Annotated in this window: 24 protein-coding genes; 18 read left to right on the top strand and 6 right to left on the bottom strand. The window is 42.0% G+C overall.

Going from position 1 to position 22,317, the window contains the following annotated elements; translation table 11 throughout:
- Positions 1-263: 263 nt before the first annotated feature.
- A complete protein-coding gene (locus ACP14V_RS11805) occupies positions 264-623 on the top strand; it encodes a CoA-binding protein (protein ID WP_272610961.1) in 360 nt (119 codons plus the stop codon).
- Here ACP14V_RS11805 and ACP14V_RS11800 read toward each other — a convergent pair.
- Positions 607-2,088, bottom strand: coding sequence for a sodium:solute symporter (locus ACP14V_RS11800; protein WP_272610962.1), 1,482 nt, complete (start codon positions 2,086-2,088; stop codon positions 607-609). The two genes, ACP14V_RS11805 and ACP14V_RS11800, sit on opposite strands and share 17 nt — an antisense overlap.
- Before the next feature lie 76 nt (positions 2,089-2,164).
- Here ACP14V_RS11800 and recR point away from each other — a divergent pair, with 76 nt between their 5' ends.
- The 10 genes from recR to ACP14V_RS11750 all read left to right on the top strand — a co-directional run bounded on the left by recR (position 2,165) and on the right by ACP14V_RS11750 (position 8,800).
- The gene (recR, locus tag ACP14V_RS11795; protein ID WP_272610963.1) at positions 2,165-2,785 is read left to right on the top strand and encodes a recombination mediator RecR; all 621 of its coding nucleotides are present in this window, start codon (positions 2,165-2,167) and stop codon (positions 2,783-2,785) included.
- Positions 2,786-2,878: 93 nt separating this feature from the next.
- Complete coding sequence (locus tag ACP14V_RS11790) at positions 2,879-4,240, top strand: dihydrolipoamide acetyltransferase family protein (RefSeq protein ID WP_272610964.1); 1,362 nt, start codon at positions 2,879-2,881, stop codon at positions 4,238-4,240.
- Positions 4,241-4,301: 61 nt separating this feature from the next.
- Positions 4,302-5,087: a prolyl oligopeptidase family serine peptidase gene (locus ACP14V_RS11785; RefSeq protein ID WP_272610965.1), complete on the top strand. Its 786-nt coding sequence runs from the start codon at positions 4,302-4,304 to the stop codon at positions 5,085-5,087.
- 9 nt (positions 5,088-5,096) lie between these two features.
- Entirely contained in the window at positions 5,097-5,873 is a 777-nt protein-coding gene (locus ACP14V_RS11780) for a 3'-5' exonuclease (RefSeq protein ID WP_136567248.1), read from the top strand.
- 25 nt (positions 5,874-5,898) lie between these two features.
- Positions 5,899-6,510 (top strand): fumarylacetoacetate hydrolase family protein, encoded by a 612-nt coding sequence (locus tag ACP14V_RS11775; RefSeq protein ID WP_272610966.1) that lies wholly within the window; start codon positions 5,899-5,901, stop codon positions 6,508-6,510.
- The gene (locus ACP14V_RS11770) at positions 6,510-6,848 is read left to right on the top strand and encodes an Hpt domain-containing protein (protein WP_136567250.1); all 339 of its coding nucleotides are present in this window, start codon (positions 6,510-6,512) and stop codon (positions 6,846-6,848) included. The genes ACP14V_RS11775 and ACP14V_RS11770 overlap by 1 nt, the downstream gene beginning before the upstream one ends.
- Positions 6,849-8,096: a competence/damage-inducible protein A gene (locus ACP14V_RS11765; protein ID WP_272610967.1), complete on the top strand. Its 1,248-nt coding sequence runs from the start codon at positions 6,849-6,851 to the stop codon at positions 8,094-8,096. It begins immediately after the preceding gene.
- 73 nt (positions 8,097-8,169) lie between these two features.
- Complete coding sequence (gene rpmB, locus ACP14V_RS11760; protein ID WP_116219403.1) at positions 8,170-8,397, top strand: 50S ribosomal protein L28; 228 nt, start codon at positions 8,170-8,172, stop codon at positions 8,395-8,397.
- Between the two features lie 27 nt (positions 8,398-8,424).
- Positions 8,425-8,607, top strand: a complete 183-nt coding sequence (rpmG, locus tag ACP14V_RS11755; RefSeq protein WP_031444791.1) for a 50S ribosomal protein L33 — start codon at positions 8,425-8,427, stop codon at positions 8,605-8,607.
- A 40-nt stretch (positions 8,608-8,647) separates the two neighbouring features.
- A complete protein-coding gene (locus tag ACP14V_RS11750) occupies positions 8,648-8,800 on the top strand; it encodes a DUF4295 domain-containing protein (RefSeq protein WP_116219404.1) in 153 nt (50 codons plus the stop codon).
- A 79-nt stretch (positions 8,801-8,879) separates the two neighbouring features.
- Here ACP14V_RS11750 and ACP14V_RS11745 read toward each other — a convergent pair whose 3' ends face one another.
- On the bottom strand, positions 8,880-10,763 hold the full coding sequence (locus ACP14V_RS11745) for an immunoglobulin domain-containing protein (RefSeq protein WP_272610968.1): 1,884 nt from the start codon (positions 10,761-10,763) through the stop codon (positions 8,880-8,882).
- Positions 10,764-10,991: 228 nt separating this feature from the next.
- Between ACP14V_RS11745 and ftsY the strand changes: the two genes are divergently transcribed.
- The 3 genes from ftsY (at position 10,992) to rimO (ending at position 14,216) form a co-directional block, all read left to right on the top strand.
- On the top strand, positions 10,992-11,948 hold the full coding sequence (ftsY, locus tag ACP14V_RS11740; protein ID WP_272610969.1) for a signal recognition particle-docking protein FtsY: 957 nt from the start codon (positions 10,992-10,994) through the stop codon (positions 11,946-11,948).
- Positions 11,949-11,958: 10 nt separating this feature from the next.
- Positions 11,959-12,828, top strand: coding sequence for a DUF2911 domain-containing protein (locus ACP14V_RS11735; RefSeq protein WP_424987382.1), 870 nt, complete (start codon positions 11,959-11,961; stop codon positions 12,826-12,828).
- Between the two features lie 77 nt (positions 12,829-12,905).
- Positions 12,906-14,216, top strand: a complete 1,311-nt coding sequence (rimO, locus tag ACP14V_RS11730) for a 30S ribosomal protein S12 methylthiotransferase RimO (RefSeq protein WP_272610971.1) — start codon at positions 12,906-12,908, stop codon at positions 14,214-14,216.
- Here rimO and ACP14V_RS11725 read toward each other — a convergent pair whose 3' ends face one another.
- From ACP14V_RS11725 to ACP14V_RS11710, 4 genes are read right to left on the bottom strand one after another with little or no spacing between them, the layout of a single operon-like run.
- Entirely contained in the window at positions 14,217-14,726 is a 510-nt protein-coding gene (locus ACP14V_RS11725; protein ID WP_272610972.1) for an SRPBCC family protein, read from the bottom strand.
- On the bottom strand, positions 14,723-15,880 hold the full coding sequence (locus tag ACP14V_RS11720; RefSeq protein ID WP_272610973.1) for a serine hydrolase: 1,158 nt from the start codon (positions 15,878-15,880) through the stop codon (positions 14,723-14,725). Before ACP14V_RS11720 ends, ACP14V_RS11725 begins: the two co-directional genes overlap by 4 nt.
- 12 nt (positions 15,881-15,892) lie before the next feature.
- Positions 15,893-16,147, bottom strand: a complete 255-nt coding sequence (locus ACP14V_RS11715) for a hypothetical protein (protein ID WP_136567257.1) — start codon at positions 16,145-16,147, stop codon at positions 15,893-15,895.
- Between the two features lies 1 nt (position 16,148).
- Positions 16,149-16,601 (bottom strand): SRPBCC family protein, encoded by a 453-nt coding sequence (locus ACP14V_RS11710; RefSeq protein ID WP_272610974.1) that lies wholly within the window; start codon positions 16,599-16,601, stop codon positions 16,149-16,151.
- A gap of 63 nt (positions 16,602-16,664) precedes the next feature.
- Here ACP14V_RS11710 and ACP14V_RS11705 point away from each other — a divergent pair, with 63 nt between their 5' ends.
- The 4 genes from ACP14V_RS11705 to ACP14V_RS11690 all read left to right on the top strand — a co-directional run bounded on the left by ACP14V_RS11705 (position 16,665) and on the right by ACP14V_RS11690 (position 22,316).
- Positions 16,665-17,588 (top strand): peptidyl-prolyl cis-trans isomerase, encoded by a 924-nt coding sequence (locus ACP14V_RS11705; RefSeq protein ID WP_272610975.1) that lies wholly within the window; start codon positions 16,665-16,667, stop codon positions 17,586-17,588.
- Positions 17,581-18,987, top strand: a complete 1,407-nt coding sequence (locus tag ACP14V_RS11700) for a peptidylprolyl isomerase (protein ID WP_272610976.1) — start codon at positions 17,581-17,583, stop codon at positions 18,985-18,987. Before ACP14V_RS11705 ends, ACP14V_RS11700 begins: the two co-directional genes overlap by 8 nt.
- 4 nt (positions 18,988-18,991) lie before the next feature.
- On the top strand, positions 18,992-19,945 hold the full coding sequence (locus ACP14V_RS11695) for an AAA family ATPase (RefSeq protein WP_136567261.1): 954 nt from the start codon (positions 18,992-18,994) through the stop codon (positions 19,943-19,945).
- Positions 19,946-20,048: 103 nt separating this feature from the next.
- Positions 20,049-22,316 (top strand): aconitate hydratase, encoded by a 2,268-nt coding sequence (locus tag ACP14V_RS11690; protein ID WP_136567262.1) that lies wholly within the window; start codon positions 20,049-20,051, stop codon positions 22,314-22,316.
- The last annotated feature ends 1 nt before the right edge of the window (position 22,317 follow it).

Raw genomic sequence — 22,317 nt, 5'->3', positions numbered from 1 at the left:
TAACATTATTTAACAAAGCATGAATAGGCTCAATGTAAGCGAAGGTCTTTGAGGTAGACTAACATAATGCTGAAAAAAAAGAAACCCTGACAATTTCAACCGAAGTTGACTGCCAGGGTTTTAACATTGATAAGCTATACTAAACACTAACCATTAACTATAAAAAATACAGTCTTACCAATGAAAGATTTTATCTATACAATAGACGTGTTTTTTTGTAAAAAGTTTCAATATTTAACGCAGTTTAACACATAAATTAACAAATGGGGCAAACACTTGTCATGGGGGCTTCTACAAACCCAGGAAGATACAGCAATATAGCAATTCGTAGATTGGTTGAGAACAAGGTGGAAACAACCGCATTTGGAATCAATGGGGGAACTGTATCAGGAGTACAAATTAAGGATAACTTGAGTGATTTTCAAAATATTGACACCATAACCTTGTATTTAAACCCAAAAAGGCAAAAAGAGTACTACCAAAAAATTTTGGACATAAAACCAAGGCGGGTCATATTTAACCCAGGTACGGAAAATCCTGAATTTCAAGAAATCTTGACCCAGGCCGGCATTGAAGTTGAGGTAGCATGTACTTTGGTGCTTCTTGCTACTGGGCAGTATTAGGGATGGTCTCTCTCGTTCTGATCAACCATAGCCCAATAAATGTCAAAAGTCCGTTCAGAGGCAATAACTCATAGCCAACGATGTATCCGCCCAAATAGTCGGCAGGGATGTTGGCCACAAGTACAATAATGATCACTGAAAGTAAGGCGACAATCCACACATAGGCATCTTTTACCTTGTGTTTGGTGAAAATGCCAAAGGCAAAGAGGCCCAATAGAGGTCCGTAGGTATATCCCGCAACAGTCAAAAGGCTATCAATGACATTGCTGCTCAAGATGTACTTAAAGGCAATGATCACCAGTACCAACAAAATGCTCATGGCAATATGGGTTTGTTTCCTGACTTTCTTTTGTTCGGCCTCGGTTTTTTTCTCAACATTTAAAAAATCAACACAAAAGGAAGTGGTCAGCGAGGTAAGTGCACTATCGGCACTACTGTAGGCGGCAGCAATAAGTCCCAGCATAAAGGTAACCGCAAGGGCAAGGCCCAACCCGCCGTTCAGTGCGATTTCAGGAAACAACAAATCTGTTTTTGGTGTACCGTCCATAAGCGGTATGGAAATGGACTCCCGTTGGGCATAAATAAAAAGAAGGGCCCCAAGAAGCAAGAACAGAATCTTGGCACCAACCAAAACAAAGGTAAAGGATACCATATTCTTCTGGGCATCTTTCAAGGATTTACAGGTAAGGTTCTTCTGCATCATATCTTGATCCAATCCGGTCATGCAAATGGTCACGAACATGCCGCCCAAAAACGATTTGACGAAATGGTTGCGGTCCAGAAAATCATCCATTATTAGAATGTTGCTATAATCTTTAAGCTCATTGGATGCCAAAAATTCACCAAAGCTCCAGCCAAGGGCATCATTTATCAGCACTATGGAGAGGACAACGGCCGTGATCATAAAAAGTGTTTGTAATGTATCGGTCCAAACAATAGTTTTAATACCGCCACGATTGGTGTATAGCCAAATCAATAGAATTGAAATGGCAACGGTGAACTCAAACCGTACCCCAAGGTCATCAAAAACAAATTGTTGCAATACTATGGCCACTAGGTACAATCGGAAAGAAGCTCCCAAAACCCTTGAGATAAAAAAGAAAAAAGCTCCTGTTTTATGACTTACGGTACCAAAACGCTCCAATAAATATTCATAAATGGAAGTTAGATTGAGCTTGTAATAGAGGGGTAACAAAAGAAAAGCCACCACCAAATACCCGAAAATGTACCCAATAACTACCTGTAAATAGCTAAACTGGGTATCCGCCACCCAACCGGGAACCGAAATAAAGGTTACTCCAGACAACGAAGCCCCAACCATGCCAAAAGCAACCACATACCAAGGGGATTGTTTCCCTGCCTTGAAGAAATCTGCGTTGGAGTCATTTTTACCGGTAAAATAAGAGATTAGAATCAGTACCAAGAAATAGGCACCAATAAGAAGGAGAATTTGTGTGGCTGTCATAAAGGTATTTTGATTTGCAAAGTACAAAAGTTAATTGGTAACGCTAAAATCGTAATTTTGTTGGACATTTAAGGCTATGGAATTTTCATCAAAGCTATTGGAAAATGCAGTTTACGAAGTGTCGCAATTGCCCGGTATTGGCAAACGAACGGCATTGCGTTTGGTTTTACACCTGTTGAAACAACCTCTGGAAAGAACGGAACACTTGTCCAATGCCCTTTTAAAACTCAAGGGTGAGGTGAATTTTTGCAAGCAATGCCATAATATTTCGGACACAGAACTTTGCGAGATATGCGCCAATCCCAAGAGGGATGAGACCTTGGTATGTGTGGTGGAGGACATTAGGGACGTAATGGCCATTGAAAATACATCGCAATACAACGGACTGTACCATGTTTTGGGAGGTAAAATTTCGCCTATGGAAGGTATTGGCCCCCAAGACCTGAACATTGTATCGTTGGTGAATCGGGTAAAAGAAGGCGCCGTGAAAGAGCTCATTTTTGCATTGAGTTCCACCATGGAAGGTGATACCACCAATTTTTATATCTACCGACAATTGGAAGGTTTGGAAGTGACCACCTCCACCATTGCTCGGGGAATTTCGGTGGGGGATGAATTGGAATATGCAGATGAGGTAACTTTGGGAAGAAGTATTTTAAACCGGGTTCCATTTGAAAGTTCCATGAAGACCACTTAGATTCGATTAATTTATATGGTTAAATCAATAAAGAGTCGATTTCTTTAGTATTTTTGCAAAATATAAGTCAATATCACTTCGTTAAATAAGAATATGTCAAAATTTGAATTGAAATTACCGCAGATGGGGGAAAGTGTTGCAGAAGCAACATTGACCACTTGGCTCAAGGAGGTGGGCGATACCATAGAAATGGACGAAGCCGTATTTGAAATTGCCACGGATAAGGTAGATTCAGAAGTGCCAAGTGAGGTGGAAGGTGTGTTGTTGGAAAAAAGATTTGAAGTAGATGACGTTATAAAAGTAGGCGAAATAGTTGCCGTAATTGAAATAGACGGAGAAGCAGGAGGCACTTTGGATGCTGCAAGCCCAGAAGAAAAAACTGAAGAGGTTGAAGCAGCTGAACCTGCGATTGCCTTGGAAAGTCAAATGGCCCAAGTAAAGGAGACCGTGTCTTCCCCAGCTCCCGTTTTTTCAAGTTCAGACCGATTTTATTCGCCCTTGGTAAAAAACATAGCCAAAGAAGAAGGAGTTTCCATGGAAGAATTGGAGTCCATTATAGGAACCGGGAAAGAAGGACGGGTGACCAAGAATGACATCAAGGCCTTTTTAGAGAACCGTTCCAACAATGGTGGCCCCAAAACTGAACAAGCACCTGCAGCCGAACCAACCAAAACAGTGGAAGCACCTCCCAAAGTGGATAAAAGTGTTGCAGAAAAACCAAAGCCAACTCCAGTGCAAGTTGGTGCCGGTGATGAGATTATTCCCTTGACCCGAATGGGTAAACTTATAGCACAACATATGGTGGATAGTGTAGCCACATCTGCCCATGTGCAAAGTTTTGTTGAAGTGGATGTTACCAATGTGGTGAATTGGAGAAACAAGGTGAAAAAGAGTTTTGAGGAACGCGAGGGCGAAAAACTCACCTTCACCCCAATTTTTATGGAAGCTGTGGCAGTGGCCTTGAAAAAATATCCTTTAATGAACATTTCATTGGATGGGGACAAGGTCATTAAAAAGAAAAACATCAACTTGGGAATGGCAGCAGCCCTTCCTGATGGAAACTTGATCGTGCCCGTGATAAAAAATGCCGACCAACTTAATTTAGTAGGCATGGCCAAGACCGTGAATGATTTAGCCAATAGAGCGCGCAACAATCAGTTAAAGCCGGATGAAATCAAAGATGGAACCTATACAGTAACCAATGTGGGGTCGTTTGGAAGCGTTTTTGGAACGCCTATCATCAATCAGCCACAAGTTGGGATATTGGCTCTGGGAGCTATCCGTAAGATTCCATCAGTAATTGAGACTGACCAAGGAGAATACATCGGCATCCGAAGTAAAATGTACCTGTCCCACAGTTATGATCACCGAGTGGTCAATGGAGCTCTAGGAGGAATGTTCGTGAAAACGGTGGCCGATTATTTGGAAGCTTGGGATATAAATCGGGAAATCTAATCCAAAAGGAAGCATTTTCCTCTAAGATTCTTACTTTAGGGGTCCAATCATTTCAACTAGCATGAAAATTTACACCCCCATTATCTGTGCTATGGCCATTGTGCTATTTTGCAATACAGTTATTGCGCAAGAATACGCCGCATATCAACAGGATTATTTCATAAAAAAAGGTGATAGTCTGCCTTATCGAATACTATTGCCAAAAGATTACGATGCATCAAAAAGCTACCCCCTACTCATTTTTTTACATGGTTCGGGAGAGCGTGGCAATGATAATAAAGCGCAGCTTATGCATGGCGCAAGTCTATTCTTGGAAAATCAGAATAGGGATGCATATCAGTCAATAGTTGTGTTTCCGCAATGCAGGGCCAATAGTTCTTGGGCCAGAATCGGGGTGGAAGGAGAATTTCCGAACCGGGAGTTTGTGTTTTACAAAAAGTCTGAACCTACCAAAGACATGCTCTTATTGGAAGGGCTCATAAAGCATCTCAAAAAAAACTACATATTAAAACGGGACCAACTCTATGTAGGAGGTTTGTCCATGGGTGGCATGGGAACCTTTGAACTGGTACGGCGCAATCCTAGAATGTTCGCGGCTGCTTTTCCCATTTGCGGTGGAGCCAACCCAGAAATCAGCAAGCGCCTTAAAAAGCTGGATTGGTGGGTGTTCCACGGTTCAGATGACAAAAGCGTTCCTGAAAAATATTCAGCTCAAATGGTGGAAGCCATGAAACAAAAAGGTATTAATGTAAAATATTCCGTTTATCCCGGAGTAGGGCATAACAGTTGGGACAATGCCTTTGCAGAGCCCGAGTTATTATCGTGGCTATTTTCTAAATCAAGATAAAAAAAGTACATGGATTTAAAATTGACCAAGCCCATTTGTTTCTTCGACCTAGAAACTACAGGAACCAATGTGGCCAAGGATAGAATTGTTGAAATAGCCATCTTTAAAGTTTTTCCCAATGGCAATAAAGAGAGTAAGACCTGGTTGGTGAACCCAGAAATGCCCATTCCGGCAGAAGCTACGGCAATTCATGGCATTTCCAATGAAAAAGTGGCCAATGAACCTACCTTCAAGCAGCTCTCCAAAGAAATTTACAAGATGATAAAGGATAGCGACCTGGCGGGATATAATTCTGATCGGTTCGATATTCCATTACTGGCCGAAGAAATGTTGCGTGCCGAGGTGGATTTTGATATGAAAAGTATGGTTTCGGTGGATGTGCAGACTATTTTCCATAAAATGGAGAAACGTACCTTGGAAGCAGCCTATAAGTTTTACTGTGACAAAAATCTGGATGATGCACATAGTGCCGAAGCAGATACCATGGCAACCTATGAAGTATTGTTGGCGCAGTTGGATAGATATCCGGAATTGGAAAATAACGTAAAGAAACTGTCAGAGTTCACCACCAGAAAACAGTCGTTGGATTTTGCAGGATTTATTGGTGTCAATGAAGATGATCAGCCTATTTTTGCCTTCGGAAAACACAAGGGAAAAACGGTGGATGAAATCATGGAAAAAGAACCTGGCTATTTTGGTTGGTTGCTGAACGCGGATTTTCCCCTATACACCAAAAAAGTGCTTACACAGATTAAATTGAGCAAGCTCAATAACAAGCTTTCCTAAAAGTAGACCTCAAAAAATACACCCTATGAAACTGATATGTATAGGCAGGAACTACGCTGCCCATATTGATGAGCTCAAGAATGAACGGCCCAGTGAACCCGTGGTCTTCATTAAGCCGGACTCTGCCATACTGCCCAAAGAACAGGATTTTTATATCCCAGAGTTTTCCAATGATGTGCACCATGAGGTGGAGGTATTGGTAAAGATTAAAAAGGTGGGAAAGCATATTGCACCTCAATTTGCCCATAAATATTATGATGAGATTGGCCTGGGAATAGATTTTACGGCTAGGGACCTTCAATCCAAATTAAAGGAGAAAGGACTACCATGGGAAAAAGCAAAGGGGTTTGATGGCTCTGCAGTAGTTGGAAGTTGGTTGCCAAAGTCCAAGTTCCAGAATGTAGATAATTTAACATTCTCCTTATCCAAGAATGGTGAAAAAGTACAGCAGGGAAACACCTCGTTGATGCTGTGGAAGATAGATGAATTGATTGCCCATGTTTCTACATATTTTATGCTGAAGAAAGGTGATATTTTGTTTACAGGCACACCGGCAGGTGTTGGTAAAGTAAGTCCAAATGACTACCTTTCAGGGATGCTTGAAGGTGAACAACTATTTGAAATTAATGTAAGATAATGATTTACAGCCTCGATAAAATAAATGAAATGGCAGAAGGAGACCAAGATTTCATCACCTCTGTTATTTCTGTTTTTTTGGAAGAAGTTCCTGAAGATTTGGATGGTTTGGAAAAAGCCATAAAAGACAGGGATTATGAAAATGTATACAAATTGGCGCACAAGATAAAGCCCAACGTGGACATTTTGGGTATGGAGCAGACAAGGGCTAGAGCATTGGAAATTGAGACCTTGGGTAAGAATACTGGAAATTTTGACGAAATAGAGGAAAAATTTCCCTTGCTGAAAAAAGATGTGCTTCAGGTAGTGTCCGAACTCAAGAACGATTTTAACCTATAAATGCAAGCAGAGATCATCACCATTGGGGATGAAATCCTTATTGGGCAAGTTATTGATTCCAACTCCGCTTTCATAGCCAAGGAGCTTAACAAGATAGGTGTTTCCGTTTATCAGATTACCTCTATACAAGATGATAGGGACCATATCTTAACCGCCTTGAAAGAAGCGGGTGAGCGGTCTTCAGTTATTATCATCACGGGTGGATTGGGACCTACCAAGGATGATATTACCAAGCATACCCTTTGCGATTTTTTTGGGGATGAGTTGGTCCAGGACGAAAAAGTCTTGCACCATATTGAAATATTGTTCAAAAAGTATATTTCCACACCAATATCCGATTTAAATAGAAAGCAAGCTTTGGTACCATCGCAGGCCACTGTATTGCATAATGCCTATGGAACAGCTCCTGGGCTATGGATGAAAAAGGATAAGGTGGTCTATGTATCCCTTCCGGGCGTTCCCATGGAAATGAAGAATTTGATGACAAGCTCGGTTCTGCCTATGATTATTGAGGAGTTTGACCGTCCTTTTATCTTGCACAGGACCATTTTAACGTATGGTCTTGGCGAAAGCGCCCTTGCTGAAAAGATAGAGGATTGGGAGGACAATCTTCCTGAATTCATCAAATTGGCGTATCTGCCCAATTTAGGTAAGGTAAGACTTCGACTTTCTGCAAAAGGAAGTGACAACGATGTCCTTAAGTCTACCATGGATGCGGAAATCAAAAAGTTGTATCCCCTAATTGGTGATATCATCTATGGAGAGGAGGAAGATGCTTCCGTGGAAGCTCAAATAGCAGCCCTGTTGACCGAAAAGCAGTTGACCTTGGCTACGGCAGAAAGTTTTACAGGAGGTAGGATAGCTGAAGGAATCACCTCAATTCCTGGTGCATCCCAATACTTTAAGGGAAGTGTGGTAAGTTATGCCACGGAAACAAAAATTAAGTTGTTGGGCGTTCCAGAAGAACTGATCCAACAGTATTCTGTAGTAAGCGAGGAGGTTGCAGTGGCCATGGCCAAGAACGCCAAAACTATTTTAAATACGGATTTTGCCATTGCCACCACCGGGAATGCAGGCCCTACCAAGGGAGATTCAGATGCGGAGGTGGGAACTGTTTTTATTGCCATTAGCACACCAGAGCGTACTTTTGCGGAGAAATTCAACATGGGAAACCATAGGGAACGTGTGGTGGAGAAGTCTGTGAACAAGGCTTTTGAACTATTATTGAAAGAAATTTTAAATTTCTGAAAAAGAATTTTGTACGTCCCATTAAAATGGTATAAATTTGCAGCCTCAATAAAATCACTCAAAAGTTCGGGAGATGTCTAAAGTTTGTGAAGTTACAGGGAAGAAAGTGATGTTCGGGAACAACGTTTCCTTCTCCATCAATAAAACCAAGAGAAGATTCGATGTAAATATTTCCAAGAAGAAATTTTACATTCCGGAAGAAGACCGCTGGGTAACCTTGAACGTTTCGTCCAGAGGATTGAAAATCATCAACAAGAGAGGAATCTCTGCTGTGTTGAAGGAAATCAATTCCAAAAAATAAGTAGTCTAAGATCTTAAGTACGATACAATGGCAAAGAAAGGAAATAGGATTCAGGTAATTTTGGAGTGTACAGAACACAAAGAGTCTGGTATGCCAGGTACTTCAAGGTACATTACCACCAAGAACAAAAAGAATACGCCGGACAGGATGGAAATCAAAAAATTCAATCCTATCCTAAAGCGCATGACCGTTCATAAAGAAATTAAATAATAGGTTCTTTAAAAGTAAGACCTAATAAATAATATAAGCCATGGCAAAGAAAACAGTAGCAACCCTTCAATCATCATCAAAAAGATTGACCAAGGCCATTAAAATGGTTAAATCTCCAAAATCAGGAGCATATACATTTGTAGAATCAGTTATGGCTCCAGAAATGGTCAACGATTGGTTGAACAAGCAATAAGAATCGTTTTTTACGTTTCTTGAACAAAATTAAAAACCGCCTTAAAGGCGGTTTTTTTATGCGTTTTTATTATCGGTAATTAATCTTTGTTCACTCGATAGGTAATTCTTCTGTTGGTAATCACGGTGTCCACCTGAAGCGTTAGTGTAGCTGTATTGGATAATGTGTTTCCACAGATATAACCATCATTGGTCACTACAACCCGGTATTGGTTGTTGTGCTCGGTGGGTGTTGGGTTGGTGATGGATAGTGTGCTGGTAGTTGTTCCGGAATAAATCCCGGTGTCCGAAAGATCGTTCCAAGACCCACCACTGAAAACTTGCCATTGAAACTGATCTCCCGCCGAGGTTACCGATAAGCTGGTTGAACAGCCAGGACAGGTAGTTACATTGGCAGGTTGCGAGGAAATACTGGGAGCAGTACCTGCCTCTCTATAATCGAATGTGGTGTTGGAATCGTTGTCTGCTGGAGTGGTATAGCCGTCCGAGCCACTAGTGACCACACCATTGGCATCTACAGTAACAGGTAAGGGGCCTAAATAGCCGTCATCATTATCATCCGTAAAGCCAGATTCTACCACATCATTACAGCCATCACCATCAGAATCAGTAGAGTATGGGTCATAGGTGCCGTCAGCATCCGAATCCAATACAGAGTACGTTGGAATGGCATATACCGTATCATTATCTTCAATGCCATTGTATAATCCATTGCTTCCAGAGCCAGAGTTGGCCCCGTCGATGATTCCATCATTATTACTGTCGGAAACCCCTCCCAAGTTCAATACTCCAGATTCGACAATATCCAATATTCCATCATTATCAGAATCCAAATCCAACTCATTGCTGATGCCATCACCGTCGGTATCACATATGGCACTGGCAAACAAATCGCCAGTAAAACCTTCTGGCCCAGGCCCAGCTTGGTTGGTTACGGTAAAGGTGTTGTTATTGGCAGGAACCCATGTTATGGTATTAAAAGGAGTGCCTCCTTGGGCCTGCATCAATTCCAATGAAGTGGATGATGTACTTCTAGTACCGTATAAGTTTGCTTGACCAAACTCGTCTATGATCAATCGGAGCCTAGGTAATCCATTGGAGTTTGCTGTCCATGGAGAGCTGATGAAGCTGCCGTCAGATTGGAATACAAAGTATTCCTCACCGCCTCCAAGGGCACCATTTTCAAATTCAAGTACGGAAGGATGTACGGTGGTTCCATTGATGTCCAACTGAAAAGAGTTGTCCATGGACGAAAAATCGAGCCGCAGATATCCTGTATCGGTATGATTGATGACTACCGACCGTTCACCCACATCGGCCGACGTTAAAAATGAAGCACTGATCGAAGTGCAGTATTCCTCCTCATCCGTAATGCCATCGTTGTCATCATCCAAGTCCACAGCGTCACTGATACCATCGTTGTCCGTATCAATGACCGGGATTGAGGTAGCTGAAATTTCAACATTGTCAATATAAGCACGGTCGTTGCTTTGACTCCAATCAGCCCCTCCTTTTAAAAATCGTATAGTGGTATTGCTGGATATGTAGCTCGTTATGTCTTGACTAAAAGAACCGCTTGTAGAGCCTGCAAATGTATCTAAAGTGGTGTATGAAGAACCATCACTGGAAATTTGAACCGCCAAGGTCTCTCCTGATTCAAGACTGGAAGTTTGCCAATCAAAAGTGAGGGTTGCCGCAGTATATCCGCTCAAGTCGGCCCTTCTTCTAATGTTTTCGCTCCATATATAGCTAAACCTTAGTTCATCTCCGGTTATCCGTATGTAACCACTCGAAGCGGAGTTGTCATCGCCAGACTCAATCCAATTTGTGGCCCAATTTTGAGAGCCATTATTATTGGAATAAGAAACCGAACTAAAAGTGTCGGAAAAAGTATCTTGGGCGGAAACTGTTAGAGAAAACAGTGCCACTACTACCAAATATAGTTTGTTGTGAGGTTTTTTCATGGTAAAAGTTGAGAAACTAAACCACTATAAAAGTAGTAGAGTTGATGGAGGTGTTCTAAAATTTGTTGTGTAGCCGTGCATTTCATCGGTAAAACCTAGGGTGCATGAGGTTTACCAGCTTGTGTAGGAGGTTGTTTTCTGGAATTGGGGGATGTGGTAAAAGCCATTTTCTTTTAACAAAAATGGCCGTACTTTCCTATCTTTGGGGCTTGGAATGATGTATATCTAATGAGTTTATTCAAAAAAATATTTTCAAAAGAAAAGAAAGAAACCCTTGACAAAGGCCTTGAAAAGTCCAAAACCAGCTTCTTTGGCAAGTTGGGTAAGGCTGTGGCCGGAAAATCCAAGGTAGATGATGAGGTGTTGGACAGTCTTGAGGAAGTCTTGGTTACTTCGGATGTAGGAGTGAACACTACCCTAAAGATCATTGACCGTATTGAGGAGCGTGTTTCCCGTGATAAATATATGGGGACAGACGAGCTCAATACTATTTTGAGAGAAGAAATAGCCGGTCTTCTATCGGAAACCCATGTGGGGGAAGAGACTGAATTTTCCATTCCTTCGGATAAAAAACCGTACGTGATCATGGTGGTAGGCGTAAATGGGGTAGGAAAGACTACTACCATTGGCAAACTGGCCCATCAGTTTAAAAACCGAGGGTTAAAAGTGGTTTTGGGTGCTGCAGATACCTTTAGAGCTGCTGCCATTGACCAGCTGGAAGTATGGGCCAAGCGTGTGGACGTCCCCATTATTAAACAAAAGATGGGAAGTGACCCCGCATCTGTGGCATTTGACACCTTGAATTCTGCTGTGACAGAGAATGCCGATATGGTCTTGGTGGACACCGCGGGCCGACTTCATAACAAGGTCAACCTCATGAACGAGCTTTCCAAGGTGAAACGGGTAATGCAAAAGGTGGTACCCGATGCTCCGCATGAAGTTTTATTGGTGTTGGATGGTTCTACCGGGCAAAACGCCTTTGAGCAGGCCAAACAGTTTACCAAAGCCACAGAAGTGACCAGTTTGGCCGTGACCAAGTTGGACGGTACAGCAAAGGGTGGGGTGGTCATTGGAATTTCAGACCAGTTCCAGATTCCTGTAAAATACATCGGAGTGGGTGAAGGTATTGAAGATCTTCAAGTCTTTAACAAATACGAGTTTGTGGATTCGTTTTTTACTATGTAGCATGGCAACAATGGCAAGCAAATTGAAATTGGTGATCAAATTGTCAGTTTGGTGTGTTGTGATTGCTTCCCATGCGCAGATTACCTACCCCAAGGCCAGTCCTTTTTCTTTAGTGGTGCAGGAGGTAGGGTTATCTAAAATTACGGTTGAATATTCTCGTCCGGCAGTTCGGGGTAGACAAATTTTTGGTCATTTGGTGCCTTATGGGCGTATTTGGAGGGTTGGGGCTAATGAATCCACCAAAATTACGCTCAGTACAGACATGGAAGTCATGGGGAATCTATTACCCAAAGGAACTTATGCACTTTATGCTTTTCCCGAATTGGATGCTTGGGAAATTGCATTTCACACGAACACAGGTCACTGGGGAGATGGCCGAAAGGAATACGACCCTCAAGAAGATTTATTTCGGATAGCTATACGGGCCAAAGAAATACGGTATCATCAAGAAAATTTTTTAATTGATTTCGATTCTATTACGCACAATAAAGCCAATATGCGACTCCGTTGGGCCAATACGCAATTGGTAATTCCTTTTAAGGTGGATACCCATGTACAAATGGAAACTGAAATCCGCGAGCAATTGGTTAAAAACCCAACTGCCCAAACGTACTACGAAGCAGCTCGGTATTTGCAGGAACAAGGGAAGGATTATCCGCGAGCATTGGATTATCTTAACAAGGCCTTGGAATTGGGCGGGGACACCTATTATTTTCATAGGGTGAAATCGTTGGTACTGGCTAAAATGGGAGATTATGCTTCTGCTATTCAATCCGCTGAAAAATCGTTGAAAATCTCCAGTGAATTGGAAAAGGATGAATTTGTTCGGATGAATGAAGCCAATATAAAAGAATGGAGCACTTTGGTGCGAGAGCCTTAGCCCTAATTTTGTAATCTTCTTATAAAACCCTCTGGGAATAAACTTTCCCTTATTTTTGCATTTTATTTTCAAAACCTATGCGCACAAAATCGCTCAAAAAGAACAAAATCAATGTAGTAACGCTCGGATGTAGTAAAAATGTCTACGATTCTGAAGTGCTGATGGGGCAGCTACGGGCCAATAACAAGGAGGTTGTACACGAAGAGGAAGGCAATGTTGTGGTAATCAATACCTGCGGATTTATTGCCAATGCCAAGGAGGAGAGCGTGAACACCATTTTGGAATATGTGCAAAAGAAGGAGGCAGGAGCTGTGGACAAGGTTTTTGTTACAGGTTGTTTAAGTGAGCGCTATAAACCCGATTTGGAGAAGGAAATACCCAATGTGGATGAATATTTTGGGACCAGCGATTTGCCCAATTTATTAAAGGCTTTGGGGGCAGATTATAAGCATGAGTTGCTAGGGGAACGCTTGACCACTACACCAAAGAACTATGCCTATCTAAAAATTGCCGAAGGTTGTGATCGCCCTTGCTCTTTTTGTGCCATTCCCTTGATGCGTGGAAAGCACAAAAGCACACCTATCGAGGCATTAGTGACCGAAGCTGAAAAGCTGGCGGCCAACGGGGTCAAGGAGCTTATCTTAATAGCTCAAGACCTTACCTATTATGGATTGGATCTATATAAAAAACGCAATTTAGCGGAGCTGTTACGGGCGCTGGTAGAAGTAGAGGGAATTGAATGGATACGTCTGCACTATGCCTTCCCCACTGGATTTCCCATGGATGTGTTGGAGGTAATGCGCAATGAACCCAAGATTTGCAATTATATAGATATTCCACTTCAGCATATATCTGACAGCGTCTTAAAAAGTATGCGAAGGGGAACCACACAGGGCAAGACCACAAAATTGCTGCAGGACTTTAGGGAGGCCGTACCAGGAATGACCATACGTACCACTTTGATTGTGGGATATCCTGGAGAGACCGAAGCAGATTTTGAAACCTTGAAGAATTGGGTCAAGGAGATGCGATTTGAACGTTTGGGATGTTTTACCTACAGCCATGAGGAAAATACCCATGCCTATACCTTGGAGGATGATGTTCCCGAAGAAATAAAACAACAACGGGCCAATGAGATCATGGAAATCCAATCGCAGATTTCGTGGGAACTCAATCAAGAAAAGATTGGGAAAACATTCCGTTGCATTATTGATCGAAAGGAAGGCAATTATTTTGTGGGACGAACGGAACATGATTCCCCAGACGTAGATAATGAAGTCCTTATCGATGCCACTAAATATTATGTGAAAGTAGGCGAGTTTGTTGATGTTGAAATTGCAGATGCCTCCGATTTTGATTTATACGGGATTCCGGCAACCTCCAAATAACTACATATTTACAAATTCGAAACCGGACAAAGGGATGTCCCTTAGGTCGAACTCGGTCTCATTAAGTAGGATGCCATGTTCCAGATAGGCCTTTAAATTGGCTAGCCAGAAGGTCCAACCATTACTGCAACCATGATGTATGTTGAGTTTATTTTCTTCATCTGTTGGGATTTCAAACTGCCGTAAGGTCAGAAGGACTGCATTTTTGTGGTCTTCCAAGCTTACCGAAACCTTACAGCCCGTAAATGTATACTCCAAAAAATCTTTTCCGTTGGCTTGAAGTACTTTTCCGGTTTCCTGTCCATCCCAATTGTGCCATTTCCAAACATAATCATCGCCCGGTTGTATAAAATCTTCAGACAAGCGCTGTTTTCCATCTGAAGCATACGTGGCTTCCCTCAAAAACCATGAAGTTATTCCTTTGGAAGTTCCCCAGCACCAATACAGTTTTTCCATGGGGGCTTTGATAAAGATTTTTTTGTTGAAACTGTCAAAAGTGAGCTTGTTCATCGCTTTCGGTTTAGTTCATATTGATACAGTTCTCTTCCCAACTGCGCCAAGAAAGGTATTCCCACTTCATCATACTCATAGGCATCATCATTAAAAATGCCATCACTATTTACCAGAATAGTAGCAGTGATCATAAAGTCGATATTGTTTTTTGTGTCTTTTAAATAGGCGCAATCGGTTAGTGTGCCATAAGCATATCCAACTTTGTTATAGATTTTGATATGTTCTGGCATGGGGTCCGGATTATCACCAAACATGAAGAATTTCACATAACTGTCGTAATATTCTTGAGGATCGTAGCCCAATTTGCCTGGGAGCGTATGCATGGTCTCCAAAAGAAATTCACGCTGTTCCAAACTTAAGTTGAACCGTTCTTCTTCTGGAAAGGCATCAGGAAAGATTACCCGCTTTAACAAATCGCTTTGAGATTGTATGGGGAAGTAGTTTTTTAGGGAAAAATCAAAAGGCTCGGTTTGCAGGGAATCATCAGCATAGTATCCTTTTCCTTTTTTGATATGGTTTAATTGTAGTGGTTTTGCCGTTGTGTTTATAATGGATTTGCTTACCGAGGTTGTGGAATCATTGAGATAAATTACCAAGGGTTTGGTGGTCACATCGTCAGCATTTGAAGTGGACAGTCTATGTGAAATCCGAATTGGGTCAACCCCTCTCTTTTTCATCCGTCCATTAAGGTCATCTTGCCCTAAAAATTCCAGTAATCGGTTGTTGGCCGCATTATCGGAAACTGCAAAAATCTCCGAAACTGCTTTTGCAAAAGTGGTTTCAACCGAATCACCCTCAATATAGAAACGGGTATATAAGGAAAGTGTATCAGTCTCATTAAGTTTTTCAAGTGCAGCTACCGCCGCAGGAAACTTAACGGTGCTGGCAGGATAAAAATAATTGCCCTTGTCCACTTGAAAATCGTAATCGGTAAAAAGAATGCTGTCGTTACGCCGATCTATTTGGGTGTATCGTATCTGGACCTCGTGGGTGTCCAACTCATCCATCACCCTTTTTATGAGTGGATTTTCGGAACCCAGTACTTGATTTAGCGGGTTGGTGGAATCGGAACGGTTACAGGCAGTAAGTGCTAATACCAATAGACAAATCCCTAGATGTGCTTTATATGGGAAAAAAGGTAAATTCTTCATGCCTTAATTTTACTAAGTTTCCGAGTATCTCTCTCCGCGATTGGGCCTAAGAAGGCTGCGTACTTTTTTTACATGGTCTTCAGAAACCACCATAAAGACAATACTGTGCGATGGGCTATAATGTTCAACTCCCATTTTATGGAAGGTCACTTGTTCGGCAAGGGCAAATTCTTCCAAGTGTTTTCTGAAGTGTTCAGCGGTATGGGCGGCGTTGGGACCTCTAAAATCCCAGATGGCCTTTATTTTTGTATTCAATGCTTTTTCCATCTTATGAGTCAAGAACAGAGATTCCTTTTTCGGCGAAGGCCTTAAAATCTTCCATATATTTTAAAGACTGTTTTTTAAAGGCACCAGGCATTAAAAAACCCATAATTTTCATGCCCAGCCCAGAGAATTGAAATTCGCTTTGCGAAATCCATTTGGTTTTGCCATCCATTTCTTCAAAGTAGTTCTTTTGAATATTGTGAACCCCTTTTGCGTCATAAATGGTATGAAGTTCTTCGGGCAAGTTACGTTTTATAATGGTTTCCACCATTTCCAGCTCGCGTTTTCCCATTTTGTAGCTGAGGCTCATTTGGGCCCCTTCCAAGCCCGGGTTTCCGGAAAGATGTTCATAGTTAACAAGACCTTTTTGCCAATGCTTCATATTTTCTGGATCATCCAGCTTTTTAATGAATTCATCACGGGGAAGGTCCACAGTAACTTCTGTTGTATACTTCATTCCATCTGGTTTGCGCCAATATACTAAATTATCCTTTCTTTGCCCCTTACTAAAAATCTGTTAATGGGAAAGCAACCTGCTTGTGAGGGATTTAGTAATTGTTATTTTTGCGAAATGCATTCGCTCCAAAAAAATATTCTGATCCTGCTTTGCTGTTTGGCTGTGGTTTCATTTTCTGCTTGCAGCTCTTTTTTTAAGGAACAGGAAGAAAAAGAACCTTTGGCTCGAGTAGGTGACACTTTCTTGTACAAAGAAGATATAGCCACTCTGATCCAAGATGATATGTCTCCAGAGGACAGTACCTTGTTCGTGACCAATTACATTAACAATTGGGCGTCCAAACAATTATTGCTGACCAAATCAAAAATAAATCTTCCTGAAGAGAAATTGGCCGAGTTTAATCGTTTGGTTTCCGACTATCGTACGGATTTATACACTAGGGCCTATATTGAGGCATTGGTGCTGCAATCCAAGGATACCGCTATCACCCGTACACAGTTAATGAACTATTACGAACAGGAAAAGGAAAATTTTAAGCTCAATGAAAAGCTTGTACAGCTTAGGTTCGTGGGTATGCCCAGTCAATTTTTGGATATTGATGGGGTTAGGACCAAGATCCGGAACTGGAAAGAATCCGATAAAAGATATCTGGACTCTATTGCGGTACAATTCAAGAAAATACACTTTAACGATTCCATTTGGGTAAGTGCGTCCAGGGTGGTAGAGGTAATCCCCCCGCTAACCCCATCAAATGAAGGATCATACTTAAAAAAATCACAATTTTTTGAGCTACAAGACTCCTTAGAAGTATATTTGGGAATAGTGACCAACGTTCTGGAAGTCAATGATACAGCTCCATTTGATTATATTGAGCCTGATATACGCCAATTGATTTTGAACAGACGGCGATTGAATTACATAAAAAAACTGGAAACCGAAATCATAGATGAAGCCATTAAGAAGAAAGAATTTGAGGTTTATGAATAAAAAGATTAATGTTATTTGCACCTTGGCATTTTTTGCCGCATTCGGGATTGCAAATGCACAGGATACCGATGAGGCCCTTGGCACCAAGCGAGATACCACAAGCACTTCCAACAAAGTAAAGTTGGATGGAATTGCCGCTGTAATTGGGGATTATGTAATTCTTGAATCTGATATCGACAAAACATTGATAGATCTGAAGAGCCAAGGAGCTTCAACGCAAGATATTACCCGTTGCAGTCTTTTGGGAAAACTTATGGAGGACAGATTGTATGCCCATCAGGCCGTTCAGGACAGTTTGTTGGTTTCCGATGATCAGGTCAATGCGCAAAGTGACAGACAGATTCAGCAATTGGTGGCCCAGGTAGGTTCTATGGAGAAGGTGTTGAAGTTTTATAAGAAAACGGATATCGAAAGCTTTAGACAGGAACTATTCGAAATCAACAAGCTTAATATGTTGTCCGAGAAAATGCAGGGCAAGATTGTTGAGGAAATTGAGGTGACTCCGGAGGAAGTCCGCCAGTTTTTCTATAAAATCCCTGAGGATGAAAGACCTGTGTTTGGTGCCGAACTTGAGATTGCGCAGATTGTTAAGCAGCCTACGGCATCCGAGGAAGAAAAGCAGAAGGTGATAGATAGGCTAAAGCAAATAAAACAAGATGTTGAGGAAAACGATGCCAGTTTTAATGTAAAGGCCATCCTTTACTCCCAAGACCCAGGTTCCAAATCCAAAGGTGGATTTTATAGTATAACACGTGAAACAGGATTTTATAAAGAATTTAAAGATATAGCCTTCAGCCTTCAGGAAGGAGAAATATCAGAGCCGTTCGAGACCGATGCTGGATATCACATCATTTATATAGAAAAAATTAGGGGACAGGAACTGGATTTGAGACATATTCTATTGATTCCCGAAATACCCCAAAGTGCAATTGATGCTGCTGTAAAGGAACTCGATACCATTCGACAACAAATTTTGGATGGCAAGTATACCTTTGCCGATGCGGCCTTGAATTTTTCAGATGAAAAGGAGACCAAGTTTGATGGTGGTCTTTTGAGAAACCCCATCAATTTTGATTCCCGTTTTGAGTTGACCAAAATGGACCCTACCCTTTACAATCAGGTTAGGGACATTAAAGATGGAGAAATTTCAAGACCGCTCAGGGAAGATAATCCCAGAGGAGGAGCGCCCAAGTATAAGATCATGAAAATATCCAATAGGTATGATGAACACAAAGCGGATTTTGCAAAAGACTATCTAAAAATACAAGAGTTGGCCCTCAGGGAAAAACAGTTCAAGGCCATAAAAGAATGGATGGACGAGCATATCGAGGACACCTATATCCATGTAAACACCGAGAATAAGGATTGCGATTTTGCAAACAACTGGGTAAAGGAATAGATGCATGTCGGACGTTACAGCTGTTGAAAATCTTGTAAAAAAACATCAGGCTTTAAAAAATGAGATTGCCAAGGTCATTGTGGGCCAAGAAAAGGTAATCGAACAGATATTGCTCTCCATTTATACTGGGGGGCATTCGTTGTTGATAGGCGTTCCAGGATTGGCAAAAACCTTAATGGTAAATACCATTGCCCAAACCTTGGGATTGGATTTTAAGCGAATCCAGTTTACCCCTGATCTAATGCCCAGTGATATTTTGGGAAGCGAAGTATTGGACCAAAATCGGAACTTTAGGTTCATCATGGGCCCCATTTTTGGCAATATTATCCTGGCCGATGAGATCAACAGAACACCTCCCAAAACCCAAGCGGCACTTTTGGAAGCTATGCAGGAAAGAGCTGTGACCATAGCAGGAAAACAATACAAACTCAACAGGCCTTATTTTGTATTGGCTACTCAAAACCCGATAGAGCAAGAGGGGACCTATCCTTTGCCAGAGGCACAGTTGGATCGTTTTATGTTTGCCATTGAACTCACATATCCATCCATAGAAGAAGAGATTCAAGTGGTCAAGACCACTACAACGGACAACGAAGTAAAACTAAAGACCCTCTTCAGTGCGGATGAAATTATTGAGGTACAGCATTTGGTGAGGAGGATACCTGTTCCAGACAACGTAATCGATTATACGGTACGATTGGTCAACCGAACAAGGCCGGGGCTCGAAGGAGCTTCGGATTTCGTGAATAATTATGTGGATTGGGGAGCCGGGCCAAGAGCGTCACAAAATTTGGTGTTGGCCGCCAAGGCCCATGCTGCCATACACGGCAAGTTTTCACCCGATATCGAGGATGTAAAAGCTGTTTCCTTGGGAATTCTTCGTCACAGAATTCTAAAAAACTACAAAGCCGAAGCAGAAGGCATTTCAGAGGAAAAAATTATCTCCAAATTGTTATAAATATCAAATCTTCCCTATTTATTTAGGGTAATTCTAATTCTTTAATCGTAGGTATTTTAGTAAATTTACCAAATTACTAAAATCTTAAAAACTCGATTGTAGAATGGCATTTGATATTGACATGATTAAGGGCGTCTATGCTTCCATGGGGGAACGTGTGGATAAGGCCCGGGAATTGGTAGGAAGGCCTTTGACCCTTGCTGAAAAGATATTGTATTCGCATTTATGGGAAGGAACCCCGACCAAGAAGTTTACCAGAGGAAAAGATTATGTTGATTTTGCTCCAGATAGAATAGCCTGTCAAGATGCAACGGCGCAAATGGCCTTGCTTCAGTTTATGCAAGCAGGCAAAGATAAAGTGGCAGTGCCCACTACCGTTCACTGTGATCACTTGATTCAAGCTAAACAAGGTGCTGCGGCAGATTTGAAGCACGCCAACGAGACCAGTAGCGAGGTATTCGACTTTTTGGGTTCGGTATCCAACAAATACGGTATTGGGTTCTGGAAGCCTGGTGCGGGTATCATTCACCAAGTGGTATTGGAAAACTATGCATTCCCAGGGGGTATGATGATTGGAACAGACTCCCATACAGTAAACGCGGGTGGTTTGGGAATGGTAGCCATTGGTGTAGGTGGTGCAGATGCCGTGGATGTTATGGCAGGAATGGCTTGGGAATTGAAGTTTCCTAAGTTGATTGGTGTAAAATTGACCGGAAAGCTATCTGGTTGGACAGCACCAAAAGATGTTATCCTTAAAGTGGCTGAAATCCTTACCGTAAAAGGAGGAACAGGAGCCATTGTTGAATATTTTGGCCCAGGGGCAATTTCTATGTCATGTACCGGTAAGGGAACCATCTGTAACATGGGTGCAGAAATTGGAGCGACTACATCTACATTTGGTTATGATGAGTCCATGGAGCGTTACCTAAGAGCAACTGATAGGGAAGATGTTGCTGATGAAGCCAATAAAGTAAAAGAACATTTAACGGCAGATCCTGAGGTATATGCCAACCCCGAACAGTACTTTGACCAAGTCATTGAAATCAATTTATCTGAATTGATGCCATTATTGAACGGACCTTTTACCCCGGATTTGGCTACTGAAGTAGGAACAATGCGCGAAAAGGCCGAGAAAAACGGATGGCCTTTGGCAGTGGAGTGGGGATTGATAGGTTCTTGTACCAACTCTTCATATGAAGATTTGTCAAGAGCATCATCCATTGCGCAACAAGCATTGGACAAAAAGTTGAAAACCAAGGCAGAGTTTGGTATCAATCCAGGCTCGGAGCAGGTTAGATATACCACAGAACGAGACGGGATTCTTGAGATTTTTGAAAAATTGGATGCCAAAATCTTCACCAATGCCTGCGGACCATGTATCGGTCAATGGGCACGATATGAAGATCCCAAAAATGCTCCAAAGAACAGTATCGTGCATTCCTTCAACCGTAACTTTGCCAAGCGTGCCGATGGAAACCCCAATACGCATGCTTTTGTAGCATCACCAGAAATGACTGCGGCCATTGCCATTGCCGGTCGTTTGGATTTTAATCCATTGACAGATAAATTGATCAATGAAGATGGAGAAGAAGTTATGTTGGACGAGCCAACAGGATGGGAATTGCCACCAAAAGGTTTTGAAGTAAAGGACAACGGTTATATAGACCCACTTGAAGATGGAAGCGGAGTCAATGTCATTGTAGCACCCGGCTCGGAACGTTTGCAAATTTTGGAGCCGTTTGAGCCCATTACTCCAGCAAGCTTGAAAGGCATGAAACTGTTGATCAAAGCCTTTGGGAAATGTACTACCGATCATATCTCCATGGCCGGACCTTGGCTAAGGTATAGGGGACATTTGGACAATATTGCCAACAACACTTTGATTGGAGCAGTAAACGCTTACAACCAAAAAACCAATTTTGTCAAGAACCAGTTGACTGGGGAGTACGGAGGAGTACCTGATACCCAACGTGAGTATAAGAAAGCAGGGATAAAGACCATTGTAGTGGGAGACCACAACTATGGGGAAGGTTCCTCAAGGGAACATGCGGCCATGCAGCCACGCCACTTGGGTGTTGCGGCAGTTTTGGTGAAATCCTTTGCCAGGATACATGAGACCAACCTGAAAAAGCAAGGGATGTTGGCACTTACTTTTGCCAATGAGAACGATTATGACCTTATTCAGGAAGATGATACTTTCAACTTCTTGGATATAGATCAGTTTGCTCCAGACAAACCCTTGACCTTGGAAATCGTGCATGCAGATGGCAGCAAGGATACCATCAAGGTAAATCACTCCTACAACAATGCACAGATAGCATGGTTCAATGAGGGGTCTGCCCTGAACCTGATCAAAAAGGAGAATGCTTAAA

Source organism: Flagellimonas alvinocaridis (genome assembly GCF_965248585.1).
Classification (GTDB): domain Bacteria; phylum Bacteroidota; class Bacteroidia; order Flavobacteriales; family Flavobacteriaceae; genus Flagellimonas; species Flagellimonas alvinocaridis.
Note: the sequence above shows the minus strand (reverse complement) of the source record. Positions and strands in the feature narration are given on the sequence as shown.